10 protein-coding genes are annotated in these 16,354 nt (G+C 72.5%); 3 read left to right on the top strand and 7 right to left on the bottom strand.

Annotated features, from left to right (window positions below):
* Window positions 1-20 precede the first annotated feature (20 nt).
* Complete coding sequence (locus ACFKCF_RS34165) at window positions 21-647, top strand: LysE family translocator (RefSeq protein WP_394499410.1); 627 nt, start codon at window positions 21-23, stop codon at window positions 645-647.
* 87 nt (window positions 648-734) lie between these two features.
* Entirely contained in the window at window positions 735-6,689 is a 5,955-nt protein-coding gene (locus ACFKCF_RS34160) for a tetratricopeptide repeat protein (RefSeq protein ID WP_394499409.1), read from the top strand.
* Here ACFKCF_RS34160 and ACFKCF_RS34155 read toward each other — a convergent pair.
* The 5 genes from ACFKCF_RS34155 to ACFKCF_RS34135 are packed head-to-tail and all read right to left on the bottom strand — an operon-like array spanning window position 6,686 to window position 12,889.
* Complete coding sequence (locus tag ACFKCF_RS34155) at window positions 6,686-8,284, bottom strand: acyl-CoA synthetase (protein WP_394499408.1); 1,599 nt, start codon at window positions 8,282-8,284, stop codon at window positions 6,686-6,688. The two genes, ACFKCF_RS34160 and ACFKCF_RS34155, sit on opposite strands and share 4 nt — an antisense overlap.
* Complete coding sequence (locus tag ACFKCF_RS34150; protein ID WP_394499407.1) at window positions 8,284-9,432, bottom strand: thiolase domain-containing protein; 1,149 nt, start codon at window positions 9,430-9,432, stop codon at window positions 8,284-8,286. Before ACFKCF_RS34150 ends, ACFKCF_RS34155 begins: the two co-directional genes overlap by 1 nt.
* Before the next feature lies 1 nt (window position 9,433).
* Window positions 9,434-10,453 (bottom strand): thiolase domain-containing protein, encoded by a 1,020-nt coding sequence (locus tag ACFKCF_RS34145; RefSeq protein WP_394499406.1) that lies wholly within the window; start codon window positions 10,451-10,453, stop codon window positions 9,434-9,436.
* Window positions 10,450-11,349, bottom strand: coding sequence for a Zn-ribbon domain-containing OB-fold protein (locus ACFKCF_RS34140; RefSeq protein ID WP_394499405.1), 900 nt, complete (start codon window positions 11,347-11,349; stop codon window positions 10,450-10,452). Before ACFKCF_RS34140 ends, ACFKCF_RS34145 begins: the two co-directional genes overlap by 4 nt.
* Complete coding sequence (locus tag ACFKCF_RS34135; RefSeq protein ID WP_394499404.1) at window positions 11,339-12,889, bottom strand: acyl-CoA synthetase; 1,551 nt, start codon at window positions 12,887-12,889, stop codon at window positions 11,339-11,341. Before ACFKCF_RS34135 ends, ACFKCF_RS34140 begins: the two co-directional genes overlap by 11 nt.
* A gap of 229 nt (window positions 12,890-13,118) precedes the next feature.
* Here ACFKCF_RS34135 and ACFKCF_RS34130 point away from each other — a divergent pair, with 229 nt between their 5' ends.
* A complete protein-coding gene (locus ACFKCF_RS34130; RefSeq protein WP_394499403.1) occupies window positions 13,119-13,928 on the top strand; it encodes a crotonase/enoyl-CoA hydratase family protein in 810 nt (269 codons plus the stop codon).
* Here the strand turns inward: ACFKCF_RS34130 and ACFKCF_RS34125 are convergent.
* Together ACFKCF_RS34125 and ACFKCF_RS34120 are read right to left on the bottom strand one after the other, a co-directional pair.
* Window positions 13,925-15,031, bottom strand: coding sequence for an NAD(P)H-dependent flavin oxidoreductase (locus ACFKCF_RS34125; protein ID WP_394499402.1), 1,107 nt, complete (start codon window positions 15,029-15,031; stop codon window positions 13,925-13,927). The genes ACFKCF_RS34130 and ACFKCF_RS34125 overlap by 4 nt on opposite strands.
* Window positions 15,032-15,156: 125 nt before the next feature.
* Complete coding sequence (locus ACFKCF_RS34120; protein ID WP_394499401.1) at window positions 15,157-16,098, bottom strand: DUF3068 domain-containing protein; 942 nt, start codon at window positions 16,096-16,098, stop codon at window positions 15,157-15,159.
* Window positions 16,099-16,354 lie beyond the last annotated feature (256 nt).

The following is a 16,354-nucleotide window of genomic DNA, read 5'->3' as shown; positions in this document are numbered from 1 at the left end:
GCCGCCCTTACGATGACCCCATGCCGGATATTTCGACTCTCGCGCTCTTCTGCGCGGCCACTCTCGGCCTGCTCGTGGTCCCCGGACCGGCGGTCCTCTACATCGTCACCCGGAGCGTCTCCCAGGGCCGGGCCGCGGGCGTGATCTCGGTGCTCGGCGTGCACACGGGCTCGCTCGTCCACATCGCGGCGGCGGCCCTGGGCCTCAGCGCGCTGCTGGCGGCCTCTGCCACGGCGTTCACCATCGTGAAGTACGTGGGCGTGGCCTACCTGCTCTGGCTCGGCGTGCGCAAGCTGATGCAGCGCGAAGAGGGCGAGCAGGTGCTGGAGCTGCAGGTGCAGTCGAAGCGGCGGCTGTTCTGGGAGGGCTTCGTGGTGAACGTCCTCAACCCCAAGACGGCCATCTTCTTCCTGACGTTCCTGCCGCTGTTCACCGACCCGGCCGCGGGGCCCGTCGGCCTGCAGATCCTGCTGTTCGGAGGGCTGTGGCTGCTGCTGGGGATGGCGTCCGACGGCGCGTACGCGATGCTCTCGTCGGCGCTGGCGGGCCGGCTGCGCGGGTCCGCCCGTGCGCGCCGCCGGCTGAACGTGAGCAGCGGGCTGGTCTACCTGGGGCTGGCGGCCTGGCTCACAACCGAGAAGGCCTGACAAGCCAGGAAATTTCCGGCTCATAGTGCGATAGTGAGATCAGATCAGGGAGACGGCACGTCGGGACGTAGCTAAGAGGCGGACCTCATGGACACGCCACCGCACCGCCTCGGGCTCGAACGGGTCGTCGAGGTCTACTCGGGTCACGACGACCTCGTCGGCGTGACCGGCTCCGGCTATGCGATCGGCGCCGATCTGGTGCTGACCTCCGGCCTGGTGGTGGCCCCCGGCCTGCCGTGCCAGGTACGCGCGGCCGATTCGGGCCAGTGGGCCGAGGCCGAGCAGGTGTGGCGCGGACGCGGCGGGGCGGGCGCGGTGCTCCTACGGGTCGCCGGGTCGCCCTGGGCCGGCGTCCCCGGCATCGAACACGTCCGCTGGGCCAGGGTGGCCGCCTCCTCCGGCGCGTCGACGGGCTTCAGGGTGCGCTGCGTGGCCAGAGGGTTCCCGTGGCTGGGGCGACGGGCCGGAGGCCGGGACGCGGAGACCGTGACGGGCCTGGTCGACGCCCCCACCGGCGCGGTGTCGAAAGTCCTGGCGGTCAGCGTGCTGAGCCCCGGGCCCGAGTCGCCGCCCGGCGCGCTGAGCCCCGGGCCCGAGTCGCCGCCCGGCGCGCTGACGCGGGGTCTGTCGGGCGCCGTCCTGCTCGCCGAGCCGGCCGGGCAGATCATCGGGGTGGTCGCCGCCGGCTCGTCCGGGACCGCGCCGCACGACCTGGACGCGGTGCCCGCGACCGCGCTGCTGGGCGACGAACGGTTCTGCGAGCTGGCGGGCGTGGCGCCCGGCCGGCTGGAGACCGTGGCGGAGGACGTCCCCTCGGTGATCCTCGCCGACCTCCTGACCCCCGCCCGCGAGAGGCTGCCCCAGGACTGCTCGGACTGGACGCTGCTGATGGCGCGGCACGCGGTGGTGCCGTTCCTGGGGAGGGACGAGCAGCTGGCGGACCTGCGCGCGTGGGCCGCCGAACCGGCCGCCCTGTCGATCGCGGTGCTGACCGGCCGCAGCGGCACGGGCAAGACGAGGCTCGCGGGCGAGCTCTGCGCGGAGCTGGCCGAGGCCGGCTGGGACACCGGATTCCTGCCGCTGGACTCCGCCGCCGGCCCGCTGACCGGCCGGGCCCTGGAGGCGTTACGCCCGACCCTGCTCGTCGTGGACCATCCTGAGCCGTCCCCGCCCCTGGTCGGCGAGCTGGTACGACGCCTGGCCAAGCACGGGCGCAACCCTCGCGTACGGCTCCTGCTGCTGGCCCGCGACCTCGCCGAGGCGGACTGGTGGCGGCGGCTCGACACGGCGGCCGGCGGCTGGCTGAGGCGGCTCACCTCCACGACGGTCCAGCTCAACGCCCACCCGCTCACCCTGGCGGAGCGCACGGACCACGCGCTCGCCGCCATGAAGGCGTTCGCCCCCAGCCGGGCCGCCCTGCCCGCCCCTCCCCGCCTCGACGACCCGGAGTACGGCCTCCCGCTCCACGTCCACCTGGCGGCGCTGCTGCGGCTGTGCGACGACGAGCGGCCCGGACCCCCTCCCGCAGGAGAACCGCACGCGCGCGACCCCGACGCCGACGCGCACACCCAGCCGATGCGGCTGCACGGCGGCGGCCTGCTCCGGCGGTTCCTGGCGCGGGAGAGCGACCAGTGGGCGCGGGTCTGGCCCGCCGAGCACGAACGCGTGGACGACGTGACGGCGCGCCAGGCCGTGGCGGTGCTCACGCTCACCGCGCCGACCCCTGCGGAGCTGCCTGGCCTGCTGACGGCCGTACCCGGACTGCGTGGCGGGAGCGGGCCCCACGGCCACACCACCAACGCGGCCCGCTGGCTGGGCACCGTCTTCCCGAGCGGCGAGCTGGGCCCCGACCTGGTGGCCGAGGAGCTCCTGGCCGGGACGGAGGGCCTGGACGAGCTCGTGCTCGCCCTCCACGATCACGAGGGCCGCACGGTCCACCACCTCGTCCACCTGCTGCACGTCCTGCGCCTGTCCGCCGACCGGGCGCCGGTCGGGTCGGCGCTGCGCTCGCTGGTCGGGGCCAGGATCGGCGTGATGGTCGCCGAGGCCGCCGCGAACCCCGCCACCCGGCTCGGGGACATGCTCAACGCCGCGCTCATGCTCTTTCCCGCCGACCGGGAGCTCGCCGCGACCGCGTCCGGCCTGCTGGAGAGCGAGCGGGGGGCGGGGCTGGGACTGCGGGCGTTATACGTCACCCTCGGCGAGCTGGCCGTACGGCACCGCCGGGCGAGCGGCGAGCGGACCGCGCCGGCCGCGGGATTGTCCTGGCTGTCCGGGCGGCTGGTGGCCGTGGGACGGGTCGGCGAGGCGGTCGTGGCGGCGGCGGAGGCCGTCGAGATCTACGCGGCCGCTCCCCCGTACGAGGCGGCGGCCGGGAGGGCGGAGGCGCTGTTCAACCTGGGGGCGTGCCTGCTGCTCGCGGGCGAGGCCGGTTCGGCGCTCAAGCCCGCCCAGGAGGCGGCGGCCAGGTTCCGCATCCTGGCCGAGGAGGATCCGGGGTACGCGGCGGAGGCGGCGCGGGCGCACCACAATGTCGCGTGCGCGCTGCTGGAGCTCGGGCGGCTGGAGGAGGCCGTGGCGGCGTTCGAGGCGGCGGGCGGTGACGCCGGAACCGCGGCCCATCTGACGGTACTCGCCTCCGCACCCCCTCGACCGGCCTTCCCGCCGCCACCGGGAGCCGGGTTCCAGCCGGGCGACACGCCGCCGATGGGATTGCTCGCCGCGCCGGCCCTCGCGCCGCCTCAGGTGGGGGACGGGCCGGTGCCGGGCCCCGGGCCGCTGGTGCCGTTCGAGGCGGCGGACGGCGGCGCGCTGCCCGAGCTGGCCGCCTGCCTGGCCGTCGCCGCCACCGCGGCCGTCAAGGGCGTGGCCCCCACGAACAGGGACCTGGCCCACCACCTCCACCTCCTGGCCGCCCGGCTCGAAGGGCAGGGCAGGCCCGCCGATGCCGTCGTCCCCGCCTCGCAGGCCGTCGTACGGCTGCGCGGCCTCGCCGCCCAGGAGCCCGGCCTGCGGTCCATGCTCGCCGACGCCGCCGGGCTGCTGGCCGGGCTCCATGCCCGGCTGGACGACCTGGACGCCGCCGTGCGCTCCGCCGCCGAAGCCGTACGCAACCTGCGCGCCCTGGTCGCCCTGGAGCCCGACGAGCACCGCCACGCCCTGACCGGGCAGCTGCTGGAGCTGGGCGAGCTGCTGCTGGCCGACGACCGGCCCGAGGCGGCGCTGGGACCGTTGCAGGAGGCCATGAGCGTGGCGGCCGACCGGCATCCGGCCACGGAGGCGAGGGCCAGGCGGCTGCTCGGCCTGTGCCTGGACGAGCTCGGGCGGCCCGCCGACGGCCGGGCGCAGCTGGAGCTCGCCGCCGAGCTGTATGACGGGCTGGGCACCGAGAGCCTGGCGGCCGAGGACGGCTCCCCCGCGCGGCACGCGGCCGAGGTGCGGGCGCGGGCGGGGCGGCCGGAGCCGGCGGCCGGCCGCGCGGGCGGGCGGCCGTGGCTGCTGGAGCTGGTCACCTCGCGGCCGGAGGAGGCCGTGGTCAGCGCGGAGCGGCGGCTGGTGGAGTGCCGGCGGGCCGCCGAGGAGGGCGGCACGCCGGAGATCCATGCCTACATCTCCGCGCAGGCCGTGCTCGCCCGGGCCTGGACGGACGTGGGGCGGGCCGGGGACGGGCTCGTGCTCGCGACGCAGGCCGCCGAGCTGCTGCGCCGCCACCCCGTACCGGAGGCCCCGCAGCGGGAGCCCGGCCCGGAGCGGCCGCACGCGATCGCCGTGGGGATGGTGGCGGCGGCGCTCGGCAGGGCGCTCGTGGGGCTGGGGCGCTCCGAGGAGGCCGGGCCGCACCTGCGGGCCGCCATCGAGTCCTACGAGCCGATGGCCGAGACGAGCGTCGTGTTCCGTACGGAGCTGGCCGAGCTGCTGATCCTTGAGACGACCGCGCTGTCCCGGGCCGGCGCGGAGGCGGCCGCGGACCGGCTGGTGGAGCTGTACGACGGGCTCGTGTCGGAAGGGCTCGCGGCCGCGTCCGCCCTCGCCGGGGCGCTGTGCCTCCAGGGCGGCGTCCGCTTCGCCGGGCAGGACGTCGAAGGCGCGCTCCAGTCGGCCACCCGGGCCCTCGACGTCCCGACGCCGGCGGACGACCGGCTGCTGACCGCCGCCTGCCTGGAGCTCGCCGGCCTGTGCCTGGCCGAGCTGCGCGAACCCGGCGCGGCCGGGCCGAAGCTGGCCGAGGGCACCGAGCTGATGACCGACCCGCCGCCGGAGCTCGCCGGCGTGCACCTGCTCGCCCTCGCGCGGCTGGCCGGCATGCGGGTCGAGGAGGAAGGACCGGCCGCGGGCCTCCCTCTCTACCGCCGGATACTCGACACGCGGCCGCTTCCCGGGACGGAGGTGCTCGGAACGCTCATCGAGGAGATCTCCGGCTTCCGGGGCGACCCGGCCGAGCTGCTTGCCTCGCTCGCGTCGTTCGCGGACGCGCTGGCGCGGGAGGTGCCGCTGAGCAGCGGTGACGGCGCCGAGGTGCACGACCGGTACGGGCGGTGCCTGACGCGGCTCGGCATCGCCGCGCAGGAAGGCACGGCGCAGGAGAGCACGGCGGTGCTCTGCGCGGAGCTGGCGGTCCGGGTCTACCAGGGGCTGGCCGCGTTCTCCGGCGACCATCGCGAACGGCTCGGCCTGGCGCTGGCCGAGCTCGCCCGGCTCGGCCAGGCCGATCCCGCCGTCCTGGAGCAGGCCGTCTGTCTCCTGGCCGGGCAGCCGGGCGGCGCTCTGGCGGACGTCCTCAACCGCTACGCCCTCCTGCTGCTCGAACAGGGCCGCCCCGTGGAGGCGCTGGCGCACTGCGAGCGGGCCGCCGACCTGTGCGACGAGCTGGACGACCCGGCCGTGGCCGCCGTGACGTACGCCCGGCTCGGCGCCGCCCTGGCCATGCTCGAACGCCCCCAGGCCGCCCTGGAGGCCGTCACCTGGTCGTTGGCCGAGCTGGACCGGGCCCCGGATGCCGGGCCGGAGCTGCGCCGCGTGCGGGCTCAGGCGACCCAGGTGCGCGGGCAGGCGCTGCGGGCGTCCGACGGCAGGGAGCAGGAGGCGCTGGCGCACCTCATGGAGGCGTTGCGGCTCTACACGGACCTGTCGGAGCAGCGGGAGGCCGCCGAGACCGCCGCGGTGATCGCCGACGACCTGCTGGCCGCCGGGCGGCCGGAGGAGGCCGCCGAGTACGCCGGGATCGCCGCCGCCGGACAGCCGCCGGGCACGCTCAAGCACACGCTGGCCACCCAGCGGCTCGTCCGCTGCCACATGATGCGCGGCGAGCTCGCCGAGGCCAACGCGCTCGTCGAGGAGCTGATCCCGCGGGCGAGGAGGTCGCCGGACGATCTCACGTACCGAGCTGTCCTCGCCGACTCCCTGGCGCAGAGCTCCGAGCTGCTGCCCCTGCTCGGGCTGGACGAGGGGACCGAGGCCGAGACCAGGGCCAGGGAGGCCATCCGGATCTACGACGAGCTGCTGACCACCGGCGTGAACGCGCAGGCCCTGCACACCAGCCGGGCGGGCGCCTGCCTCACGCTGGCCTCCGCGCTCAGGATGCGGGACCTGGCCGCCGAGGCGATCCAGCCGCTGCGGGAGGCGGTGGCGGCGCTGGAGCGGTTCGGTCCGGGAAGCGCCGTGGAGCAGCGGTCCGGCCAGGGCAACCCGATGCAGCGCGAGCTGCTGTCCAGGGCGATGCTCATGCTGGGCGACGCGCTCATGGAGGCGGGCCGGGCGCTGGAGGCGGGGCTCGTCTTCCACCGCGCCACACAGGTGACCCGGGACGAGCTGTCCAGGGCCGTGGCGCACGCCCGGCTCGGCCTGTGCCAGCAGGAGCTCGGCAGGGACGACGCCGCCGACGCCGCGCTGCGGGTCTCCGCGGGGCTGCTGCGGGACCTGGTGACCCACGACGGCGTCCCCGGCCTGCTCCGCGACGTGCTGCGGGGCAGGCTGAAGCTGCTGGAGAAGACGGGCAGGCGCGAGGAGACGGCGGCGATCGAAGCGGAGCTGCAGCGGCTCTAGGAGGAGCTCTGGGCGTCGCTCGCCTGGACCGTCTCGCGGGCCCACCGGTAGTCGGCCTTGCCCGCCGGCGAGCGCACCATCTGCTCCACGAACGCGTACGTACGAGGCACCTTGTACCCCGCCAGCAGCGTCCTGCAGTGCGCGTCCAGCTCCTCGGCCGTGACCTCGACGCCCGGCCGCGGCTCCACCACGGCCGCGACCCTGTTGCCCCACCGCTCGTCCGGCACCCCGGTCACCACCGCGTCGAACACCGACGGATGCCCCTTGAGCACCGCCTCGATCTCCTCGGGGAACACCTTCTCCCCGCCGGTGTTGATGCACTGCGAGCCGCGGCCGAACACGTTCACGGTCCCGTCGGTCTCCACCGTCGCCAGGTCGCCGGTCAGCAGCCAGCGGGTGCCGTCCTCGTCGGTGACGAACGTGCGGGCCGTCTTGTCGGGGTCGTTGTAGTAGCCGAACGCCACCCGCCCGGCCTTGGCCACGGTCCCGAGCTGCCCGGAGCCGGGCTCGACGGGCCGGTGCCGCTCGTCGAGGACGGCCAGCTTCGCCACGGAGTTCGGCTGGTAGCGCAGGCCCTTCTCCGGGGAGGACCCGGCCACGCCGGAGGCGGTGAAGCCGGACTCGGTGGAGCCGAAGTTGTCCAGGATCCCGACGTTCGGGAGTAACTCCTGGAGCCGGTCGCGTACGGCGCCCGACAGGATCGCCCCGGTCGAGCTGAGCAGGAGCAGCGACGAGACGTCGTAGCCGCCCTTCTCCAGCGCCTCGGCCAGGGGCCTGGCCATGGCGTCGCCGGTGATGTTCATGGTGAACACGCGCTCGCGCTCGACCGCCCGCCACACGTCCTCGGCGTCGAACTTGCGCACGTACACCATGGTCGCGCCCATCCACCAGGCGATGAACGTGGCCATCTGAGCGGCCCCGTGCATCAGCGGCGCCGCGGCCATCATGACCATCGGGCCGGCCTTGACGGCCTCGTCGATCACCTCGCGCGGGGTGGCGCGCGGCTCGCCGTACGGGTTGCCGCCGCCGAAGGCCATGAACAGGTCCTCGACCCGCCACATCGCCCCCTTGGGCATGCCCGTGGTGCCGCCGGTGTAGATGATGTAGACGTCCTTGCCCGAGCGCGCCGGGAAACCGCGTTCCGGCCGCCCGCGCTCCAGAGCCGTCTCGTACGGCACCGCCGAGCCGATCTCCGACGGCCCGCCCACCGAGATCAGGTGCTCCAGCAGGGGCGCCCGGTCCGCCACGGCGGCCACCCGCGCGTCGAACTCCACGTCGTAGACCAGCGCCCGGATGTCGGAGTCGCGGTAGAGGTAGAGCAGCTCTGACTCGACGTAGCGGTAGTTGACGTTGATCGGCACGGCCCGGATCTTCAGCGCGGCCAGCAGGCCCGCCACGTACTCGATGCCGTTGTAGAGGTGCAGGCCGACGTGCTGGCCGGGCTGGACGCCCAGGTCCATGAGGTAGTGGGCGAGCCGGTTGGACTCGGCCTCCAGCTCGGCGTAGGTGCGCCGGTCCGAGCCGCAGACGACGGCGGTCCTGTCCCCGATCGCGTCCGCGAGGCCTTCGAACAGGTCAGCGTGGTTGAACTCCATCAGGGTCTCTCCCGTCCGACGATCCACATCGCGAAGAACTGGGCTCCCCCGCCATAGGCGTGGCCGAGCGCCGTACGGGCGCCGTCCACCTGGTGCTCGCCCGCCATCCCGCGCACCTGCAGCGCGGCCTCGGCGAACCTGATCAGTCCCGACGCCCCGATCGGGTTGCTCGACAGCACCCCGCCCGAGGCGTTCCACGGGGTGTCACCGTCGAGCGCCGTCGCGCCCGACTCGGTGAGCTTCCACCCCTCCCCCTCCGCCGCGAACCCCAGGTTCTCCAGCCACATCGGCTCGTACCAGGAGAACGGGACATAGGTCTCGGCCACGTCGATCTGCCGCCGCGGGTCGGTGATGCCGGCCTGGCGGTAGACGTCGGCCGCGCAGTCCTTGCCCGCCTGCGGGCTGACCGTGTCGCGGCCGGCGCGGAAGATCGGCTCGGAGCGCATGGCGGTGCCGTGCACCCAGGCCGGGGTGCCGGTGACCTTCGACTCCGACGACAGCACCATCGCGCAGGCGCCGTCGCTGGACGGGCAGGTCTCCAGGTAGCGGATCGGCTCCCACAACATCGGCGTGGACTCGACCATCTTCTGGTCGATGCCGGGGATCCTGAGGTGCGCGTACGGGTTCTTGAGCGCGTTGAGCCGGTCCTTGACCGCGACCAGCGTCCCGATGTGATCGGGCGCGCCCGATCTGCGCATGTACTCGCGGATGTGCGGCGCGAAGTAGCCGCCCGCGCCCACGACCAGCGACGCGCTGAACGGCAGGTGCGTGGACAGCGCCCAGGTGGCGTTCGACTCCGACTGCTTCTCGAACGCCACCACGAGCACCCGGTCGTGCACGCCGCCCTGGATGAGGCTGGCGCCGACCAGCGCCGTGGAGCCGCCCACGCTGCCGGCCGTGTGCACCCGCATCATCGGCTTGCCCGCCGCGCCGAGGGCGTCCGCCAGGTACGACTCCGGCATCATCACGCCCTCGAACAGGTCCGGCGCCTTGCCGATGACCACGGCGTCGATGTCCTTGAACGACAGCCCGGCGTCCTCCAGCGCCCGCAGCGCCGCCTCGCGCACCAGCCCGGCGATCGAGACGTCCCTGCGCTTGGTCGTGTAGTGCGTCTGCCCGACGCCGATGACCGCACAGCGGTTGCCCATGTCACGCCTCCAATACGGTGACGAGGTTGTGCTGCAGGCAGGGGCCGCCGGCGGCGTGCCCGACGGTGCGGCTCGCGTCGCCGTCGAGAATGCGCCGCGCGGCCTCGCCGATGCGGATGAGGCCCGTGGCCATGACCGGGTTGGCGGCCAGCGGGCCACCGGACGGGTTGATCACCGTTTCGCCGGGCAGCTCCAGCGCCCGGCGCAGGATGATCTCCTCATGGGGAAACTGGGCGTGCAGCTCGGCCACCTCGACGGGCCCCTTGCCGACCCCCGCCGCCCGTGCGGCGTCGGCCGCCGAGGCCGACACCGAAAGGTCACGCATGCCCAGGTAATGGGGCTCGATGCGGTGGGCGATGCCCCTGATGTAGGCGGGGTTCGGGCACAGCTGCCCGGCCAGGTCACCGGCCGCGAGCACGATCGCCGCCGCGCCGTCCGTGATGGGCGGCACGTCCGTCTTCTTCAGCGGTTGCACCGCGAAGTCCTCGCCGTCCGGGTCGGGCAGATCGAGCGCGTACGGGTTGCCCCGCCCGTCCGCCCGGCTCCTGCGGACGATCTCGTCGAGCTCCTTGCGGTCCGCGCCGACCGCGCCGGCCTGCAGCGCGGCGTAGGAGAGCAGGTCGAGGCCGAGCGGCGCCAGATAGTACGGGTCGAGCTGGATCGTCATGATCGTGTTCAGGTCGCCGAGGGACGACTTGCCGAACCCGTAGACCAGGGCCGAGTCGATGTCGCCGTGCTGGAGCCGGACCCACGCCTCGTACAGGGCCCAGGCTCCGTCCATCTCCACGTGGCTCTCCGAGATGGGCGGCCAGGCGCCCAGCGCGTCGAGGGCCGACACGAACGAGAACGGGGCGCCCGCGAGGTAGTCGCAGCTGCCGGAGCAGGTGAAGCCGAACCTCTTGAGCCCGGTGCGCTCCTTGACCTCGTCGATCACGGGCAGGATCAGCTCGGGCTCGGTCTGCCCGGCGTCGTGGTCGGTGTGCCGGGTCTGGGCGAACGCGACGATCGCGACATCTCTCATGACAGCTCCACGTCGGGCTCGCCGGTGGGGGCGAACCAGCGGATGTTCGACATTGACGCCGTACGCTCGCTCTCCGGCACCCAGACCGCCCTGACCCGCATGCCCTGGCGCACCTCGTGAGCGGGTACGTCCCCGATGAGCGCGATCATGGGGATGTCGGCGTTGTCGAGCAGGATGTACGCCGACACGAACGGCACCTGCGGGGCCCGCGGATCGGGCAGGTTGTTGATGGCGAACGTGGTGATCGTGCCGGTGTCGGGCAGTTCGAGCGTCTCCGCGATGCCGCTTCCGCATTCGGGGCAGGACGCCCGGTACGGCACGTACACCTTGTCGCAGCTCTCGCACCGCCCGCCGAGGAAGACGCCGCGCCGGACGCCCTCCAGGAAGACGCGGAGCGCGCCGCCCGCCTGGAGGCGGTATTCGGCGCGCACGTTGGAGACGATCTTCGTGACCTCGGGGGCGAAATGGGAAATGTCGCGTATGTGACCGGTGGGCCGGTCGCTCCAGACCGGCCAGACGCGCGCCCCCACGGCCAGCGCCTTGGGGTTGCCCGCGTCCACGGCGTGGACCAGCGCGGTGTCGGCGCCGTCCAGCTTGATCAGCGCCCAGGCGAAGGGGCGGTCGAGCGGGTGGCCTTCGAGCGGCTCGTCCACCCACGCCCAGGTGGTGACCGTGCCGGCCGGGCCGACCTCGACATACTCGCCGGTCACCGGCTCGCCGGTCGCGGGGTCGTACTCCAGGGGCGGCACGAGCACCTTGCCCTCGTTCGTCCGCACCCCGACGATGCGCCGGCCGCGCAACTCGCTCAGGAACCGGCCGATCACGGGGCCTGTGGTTCTCGTGTAGCCGCCCGGGAACTCCAGGACGTGCTGGGCGACCAGCGGATCAGATGGCACGGTCTCGTCCCTCCCAGTACGGGGCGCGGAGCTTGCGTTTGAGCAGCTTGCCGTTCGGCTCTCGGGGCATCTCGGCGATGAAGTCGACGCTCTTGGGCCACTTCATCCTGGACAGGCGACCCTCCAGCGACGCGAGCAGCTCGCGGGCCAGCTCGGGGCCGGGCTCGATGCCCGGCGCGGGCTCGACCACGGCCTTGATCTGCTCGCCCCACTCCTCGTCCGGGATGCCGAACACGGCCACGTCCGCCACCTTCGGGTGGATCATGAGCTCGTTCTCGATCTCGGCCGGGTAGATGTTCGCCCCGCCGGAGATGATCATGTCGGCCTTGCGGTCGCAGAGGTAGAGGAAGCCGTCCTCGTCCAGGTATCCGATGTCCCCTACGGTGAAGTACTCCTTGAGCCGGTTCGCGGCGGTCTTGGCGGGGTCGCCCTTGTACTCGAACGGGACGCCCATCATCTTCATGTAGATCGTCCCGGCGGTGCCGGTCGGCACGGGCTCGCCCTGATCGTCCGCGATCAGCAGCTCGCTGATGGGCCAGGCCTTGCCGACCGTGCCCGGATGCGCCTTCCAGTCCTCGGGCGTGGCCAGGGTGCCGCCGCCCTCGGTGGCCGCGTAGTACTCGTACACGCAGTCGCCCCACCACTCGAGCATCGCCCACTTGACCGGGATCGGACAGGGGGCGGCGGCGTGGATCATCCACTTGAGCGAGGACAGGTCGTACCTGGACCGGGTCTCCTCCGGCAGCGCGAGCAGGCGCTTGAAGTGGGTCGGGACGAGGTGGGAGTTGGTGACGCCGTGGCGCTCGCAGAGCCGGAGCAGCTCTTCGGCGTCCCACTTGTCCATGTAGACGAGCGTGTGTCCCATGTGCAGCGCGGTGCCGCCGAACTGGGTGACCGCCGTGTGGTAGTTCGGGGAGGTGACCAGGTGGGCGTTGGGGCGGCCCGGGGTCATGCCGAACAGTCCGAGCAGGAACGTCATGAGCTCCGCGGAGTCGTCCGGATCGAGGCCGTTCAGCCGGCGCTTGACCCCTTTGGGCTTGCCGGTCGTGCCCGAGGTGTAGTGCATGGTGGCGCCCGCGGTGCGGTCCGCTGGCGCGGTGTCCAGCCGGCCGTCGGTCAGCTCGCTCGCCTGGCGGAAGCCGTCGGCCTTGTCCTCCCCGACGAGGAAGCGTCGGTGCGGCTCGATCGCCTCGGCCGCCCTGGCGCCCTCCTCGAGGTAGCGGGGGTGCACGAAGAACGCCTTGGCCTCGCTGTCGGAGACGATGTACGCGATCTCGGGGCCGGTCAGATGCCAGTTGACCGGGGTGTAGTACCAGCCGGCCTGCATGGCGGCGAGATAGAGCACGAGCCCGTCCGCGCCGTTCGGCACCAGGCCGCAGATGCCGTCACCGGGCTGGAGCCCGAGTTCGCGTAAGCCGTGGACGAGACGGTTGGCGCGGGCGAGCAGATCGCCCGCTCGATGCTCCGTGCCGTCGGGGTCCACGGCCGCGATCCACTCGGGATCCGCCTGCGCGAGCCTCCAGAAACCGAGCGTGCCCATCTGCACTCCTCTTGTTCATGGCTTCACTCCGTGAAGCGGGCTCGGTCGCCCTTGATGCCGTCGCCTTCCCCCGCTCTGGTCGCTCCGCTCCCGCCGCTCCTCCAAGGCGACGGCGCTCCCTCGCGTCGCGGCGAGAGCAAAACAGGAACCTGTTCTCGTTTACTGCTGGGAGCGTATCCTGGGGCCGAAGTTCGTAGCAAGCGCTTGATTAGACACTTCGGAGGCGTACGTGGAGCTCCTGCCGATCAGCACTCCCCACTGCCGGATCGAACGAGACGGCCATGTCCTGATCGTCACCATGAACCGGCCGGAGGCGCGCAACGCGCTCTCCTCGGACATGCTGATCGGCCTGGCCTCGGCATGGGCGTACGCGTCGGCCGAGACCGGGATCCGGGTGGCGATCCTGACGGGCGCGGAGGGCACCTTCTGCGCCGGGGCCGACCTCAAGGCGATGGGGCAGCCCTCCACGGACCCCGAGGTCCAGGCCAGGGCCGCGCAGATCCCCAACTTCCACTGGAAGGGCCTGCTCAGGGAGGACCTGCCCACCAAGCCGATCATCAGCGCGGTCGAGGGCTACGCGGTGGCGGGGGGCACGGAGCTGCTGGTGGGGACGGACCTGCGGGTGGTGGCGGAGTCGGCCACGCTGGGGCTGTTCGAGGCCAAGCGGGCGCTCTTCCCCATGGGCGGCAGCGCCGTACGCCTGCCCCGGCAGATCCCGTACTGCCACGCCATGGACCTGCTCCTGACCGGCCGTCCGATCACGGCGGCGGAGGCGCTGTCCATGGGGCTGGTCAACCGGGTGGTGCCGGACGGCCAGTCGCTGGCCTCGGCCCGGGAACTGGCCGAGGACGTCGCCGCTTCGGGCCCGCTGTCCGTGCAGGCGATCCTGCGCACGTACCGGGACACCCTGGGCATGCCGGAGCCGGAGGCGCTGAAGGTGTCGGACGAGATCGGCTGGCCGGTGATCGGGTCGGAGGACGCCAAGGAAGGCACCCGGGCCTTCCGCGAGAAGCGCCCCCCGACCTACCACGCGCGCTAGTCGCCGGTGAGGCGCTCCAGACGTTCGAGCGCCTCACCGTACTCCTCCACCAGGCCGAACATGACGTCCTTGGTCGAGCGGACCTGGTTGGTGATGCCGATGACCTGGCCGGCCGGGAAGGTGGCCAGGTCCGACACGTCGGAGCGGCCGATGCGCCGCAGGGCGTCCGACACCAGCATGAACTGCAGGGGCATCGGCAGCGTGCCGGGCGACTCCTCCGACTCCCACGCCTCCGTCCAGGCGTTCTTGAGCAGCCGCGCGGGCTTGCCGGTCCAGCTGCGCGAGCGGACCGTGTCGCGGGAGGTGGCCTCCAGGATGCGGCGCTTGGCCATCTCCGGGGTGTCGGCCTCCTCGACCGTGAGCCAGAGCGAGCCGGTCCAGACGCCCTCGGCGCCCAGCGCCATCCCCGCCGCCATCTGGCGGCCGTTGCCGATGCCGCCGGCGGCCAGGACGGGCACGTCGACCGCGTCCACGACCTGCGGGATCAGCACCATGGTGGAGATCTCGCCCGTGTGGCCGCCGGCCTCGGTGCCCTGGGCGACCACGACGTCCACACCGACCTCCACCTGCTTGAGCGCGTGGCGGGGCGTGGAGGCCAGGGCGGCGACCTTGACCCCGTGCGCGTGGGCGAGGTCCACCACGTCGGCGGGGGGCGGGCCGAGCGCGTTGGCCAGCAGCGCGATGGGGTGCCGCAGGGCGACCTCGACCTGGGGGCGCGCGGTGGCGTCGGTCCAGCCGAGCAGCACCTTGCCGGGGTCGGCGTCCGACGACAGCGGCGGGACCCCGTGCTTGCCCAGGAGGTTCTCGACGAACGACCGGTGGCCTTCGGGGATCATCGACTGCAGGCGGCCCACCAGCTCCTCGGGCGCGAAGTCGGCGCCCTCGTAGGAGGCGGGCATGACGACGTCCACGCCGTACGGCTTGCCGTCCACGTGGTCGTCGATCCACTTGAGCTCGGTCTCGAGCTCCTCAGGCGTGAAGTAGAGCGCGCCGAGCACACCCATGCCGCCGGCGCGGCTCACGGCCGCGACCACGTCCCGGCAGTGGCTGAAGGCGAAGATCGGGAGCTCGATTCCGAACATGTCCGTGACACGTGTCCGCATGAGCCGACCATAAGCCGCGAAACCAGCGAACTGCAACGCGTTCTACCCTAGAACCTTTGCTCTAGTAACGAGCTCGGCCCGGCTGCTGGCGAGCAGCCGGGCCGAACTGAAACCTGTTTCAGGGCTCACGCGTCGACCGGCTCCTTGACGACGGGGCGCGGCGCGCGGCGGCGGGCGACCACCAGCGCGGCGCCGAACGCGAGCAGGCCCGCCGCCAGCAGCACGATCGGGATCGTGGTCTTCACAAGGGTGATCTGGTTCTTGGCGTCCCGGGCCGTGGCCACCAGATCGGAGATGGTCTTCGGGGTGAAGGAGGCGGTGGCGACCAGGGCCTTGGCCCGCTCGACCCCGTCCTGGCTCTTGAGCGTCTCGTTCCTGCTGACTTCCTGCTTGACCGGCGCGCCGCTGGTGGGCTCGACCCAGTACGTGTCCACGCCCTCGTACCAGCGGTCGACCTGGACGTCACCCGTCCCGGTCATCCCCATCATCGAGGCGGGGGCGCTCAACGTCGCGATCTTGGTCGGCGGCACCTTCAGCTGGAACTTGTAGACGGGCAGCCCGTCGACGGTGTCCTCGCCGACGAACGTCGCGTCGAAGGCGCGCTTGGCCGTCTGGTTGAAGTACTTGTAGGTCTTCTTCTCCACACCGAAGGGGAACAGGTAGATCTGCCCCTCCAGGTTCACGGGCTCCTTGTTGACGCTCACGCCGCAGCAGTTGACGCCCACGCCGGTGTGCCGGTCGAAGGCACTGCGCCGCTCGGAGATGTTGATCTGCGGCTTGTTGTTGGTGACGTCGTCCACCACGGTGAACTCGTCCCAGACGACGCGCGAGTCGGTGGCCTGCGAGACGTCGCCGCGGGTGGTGACCAGCATCTTGAGGTTCGCGGTCAGCACCTTCCCGTCGGCGACGGAGAAGTATTGAGCGGAGGGGGCCTCGAGCTCGACGGTGCTGTACTGGCCTGCCGGCGCGGAGATGATCCTTTCCGCCGCCCAGAACCTGACCATCCCCGCTAGAACGATCAGGAACGCACCAACGGCGACGAGAACGAGTACAGGTGTGCGCTGCATTCAAGATCCTCCTGGCGTCGAAGGTGCGGAAACCGGTTACATACTCAGCGCACCGCCCCCCGGACTTCAAGTCGCGCGTGTGATGTACGTAACATGATCGTTACTGGAAAGTAGCATCCGGCGAGACGTCTTCACAGCCACATCCGAGTAACAAATCGGAACATGTTCTACGAACGGCGGCGGTTCACCCTCCGCAGGCCACTCTCTTGACGTCACCCGCCGGTTGCCTGTACCCAGGCATCGGAACGCGTTCTAT

Origin of the sequence: Nonomuraea sp. JJY05, from assembly GCF_043496855.1 — a bacterium.
Classification (GTDB): domain Bacteria; phylum Actinomycetota; class Actinomycetes; order Streptosporangiales; family Streptosporangiaceae; genus Nonomuraea.
This window is presented reverse-complemented; position numbering and strand designations above follow the sequence as displayed.

Bases quoted from the DNA above. Each gene is read 5' to 3' on its own strand.
- ACFKCF_RS34165 (WP_394499410.1), top strand. From the start codon at position 21: ATGCCGGATATTTCGACTCTCGCGCTCTTCTGCGCGGCCACTCTCGGC.
- ACFKCF_RS34155 (WP_394499408.1), bottom strand. From the start codon at position 8,284: ATGGAGTTCAACCACGCTGACCTGTTCGAAGGCCTCGCGGACGCGATC.
- ACFKCF_RS34120 (WP_394499401.1), bottom strand. From the start codon at position 16,098: ATGCAGCGCACACCTGTACTCGTTCTCGTCGCCGTTGGTGCGTTCCTG.
- ACFKCF_RS34135 (WP_394499404.1), bottom strand. From the start codon at position 12,889: ATGGGCACGCTCGGTTTCTGGAGGCTCGCGCAGGCGGATCCCGAGTGG.
- ACFKCF_RS34145 (WP_394499406.1), bottom strand. From the start codon at position 10,453: ATGAGAGATGTCGCGATCGTCGCGTTCGCCCAGACCCGGCACACCGAC.
- ACFKCF_RS34125 (WP_394499402.1), bottom strand. From the start codon at position 15,031: ATGCGGACACGTGTCACGGACATGTTCGGAATCGAGCTCCCGATCTTC.
- ACFKCF_RS34160 (WP_394499409.1), top strand. From the start codon at position 735: ATGGACACGCCACCGCACCGCCTCGGGCTCGAACGGGTCGTCGAGGTC.
- ACFKCF_RS34150 (WP_394499407.1), bottom strand. From the start codon at position 9,432: ATGGGCAACCGCTGTGCGGTCATCGGCGTCGGGCAGACGCACTACACG.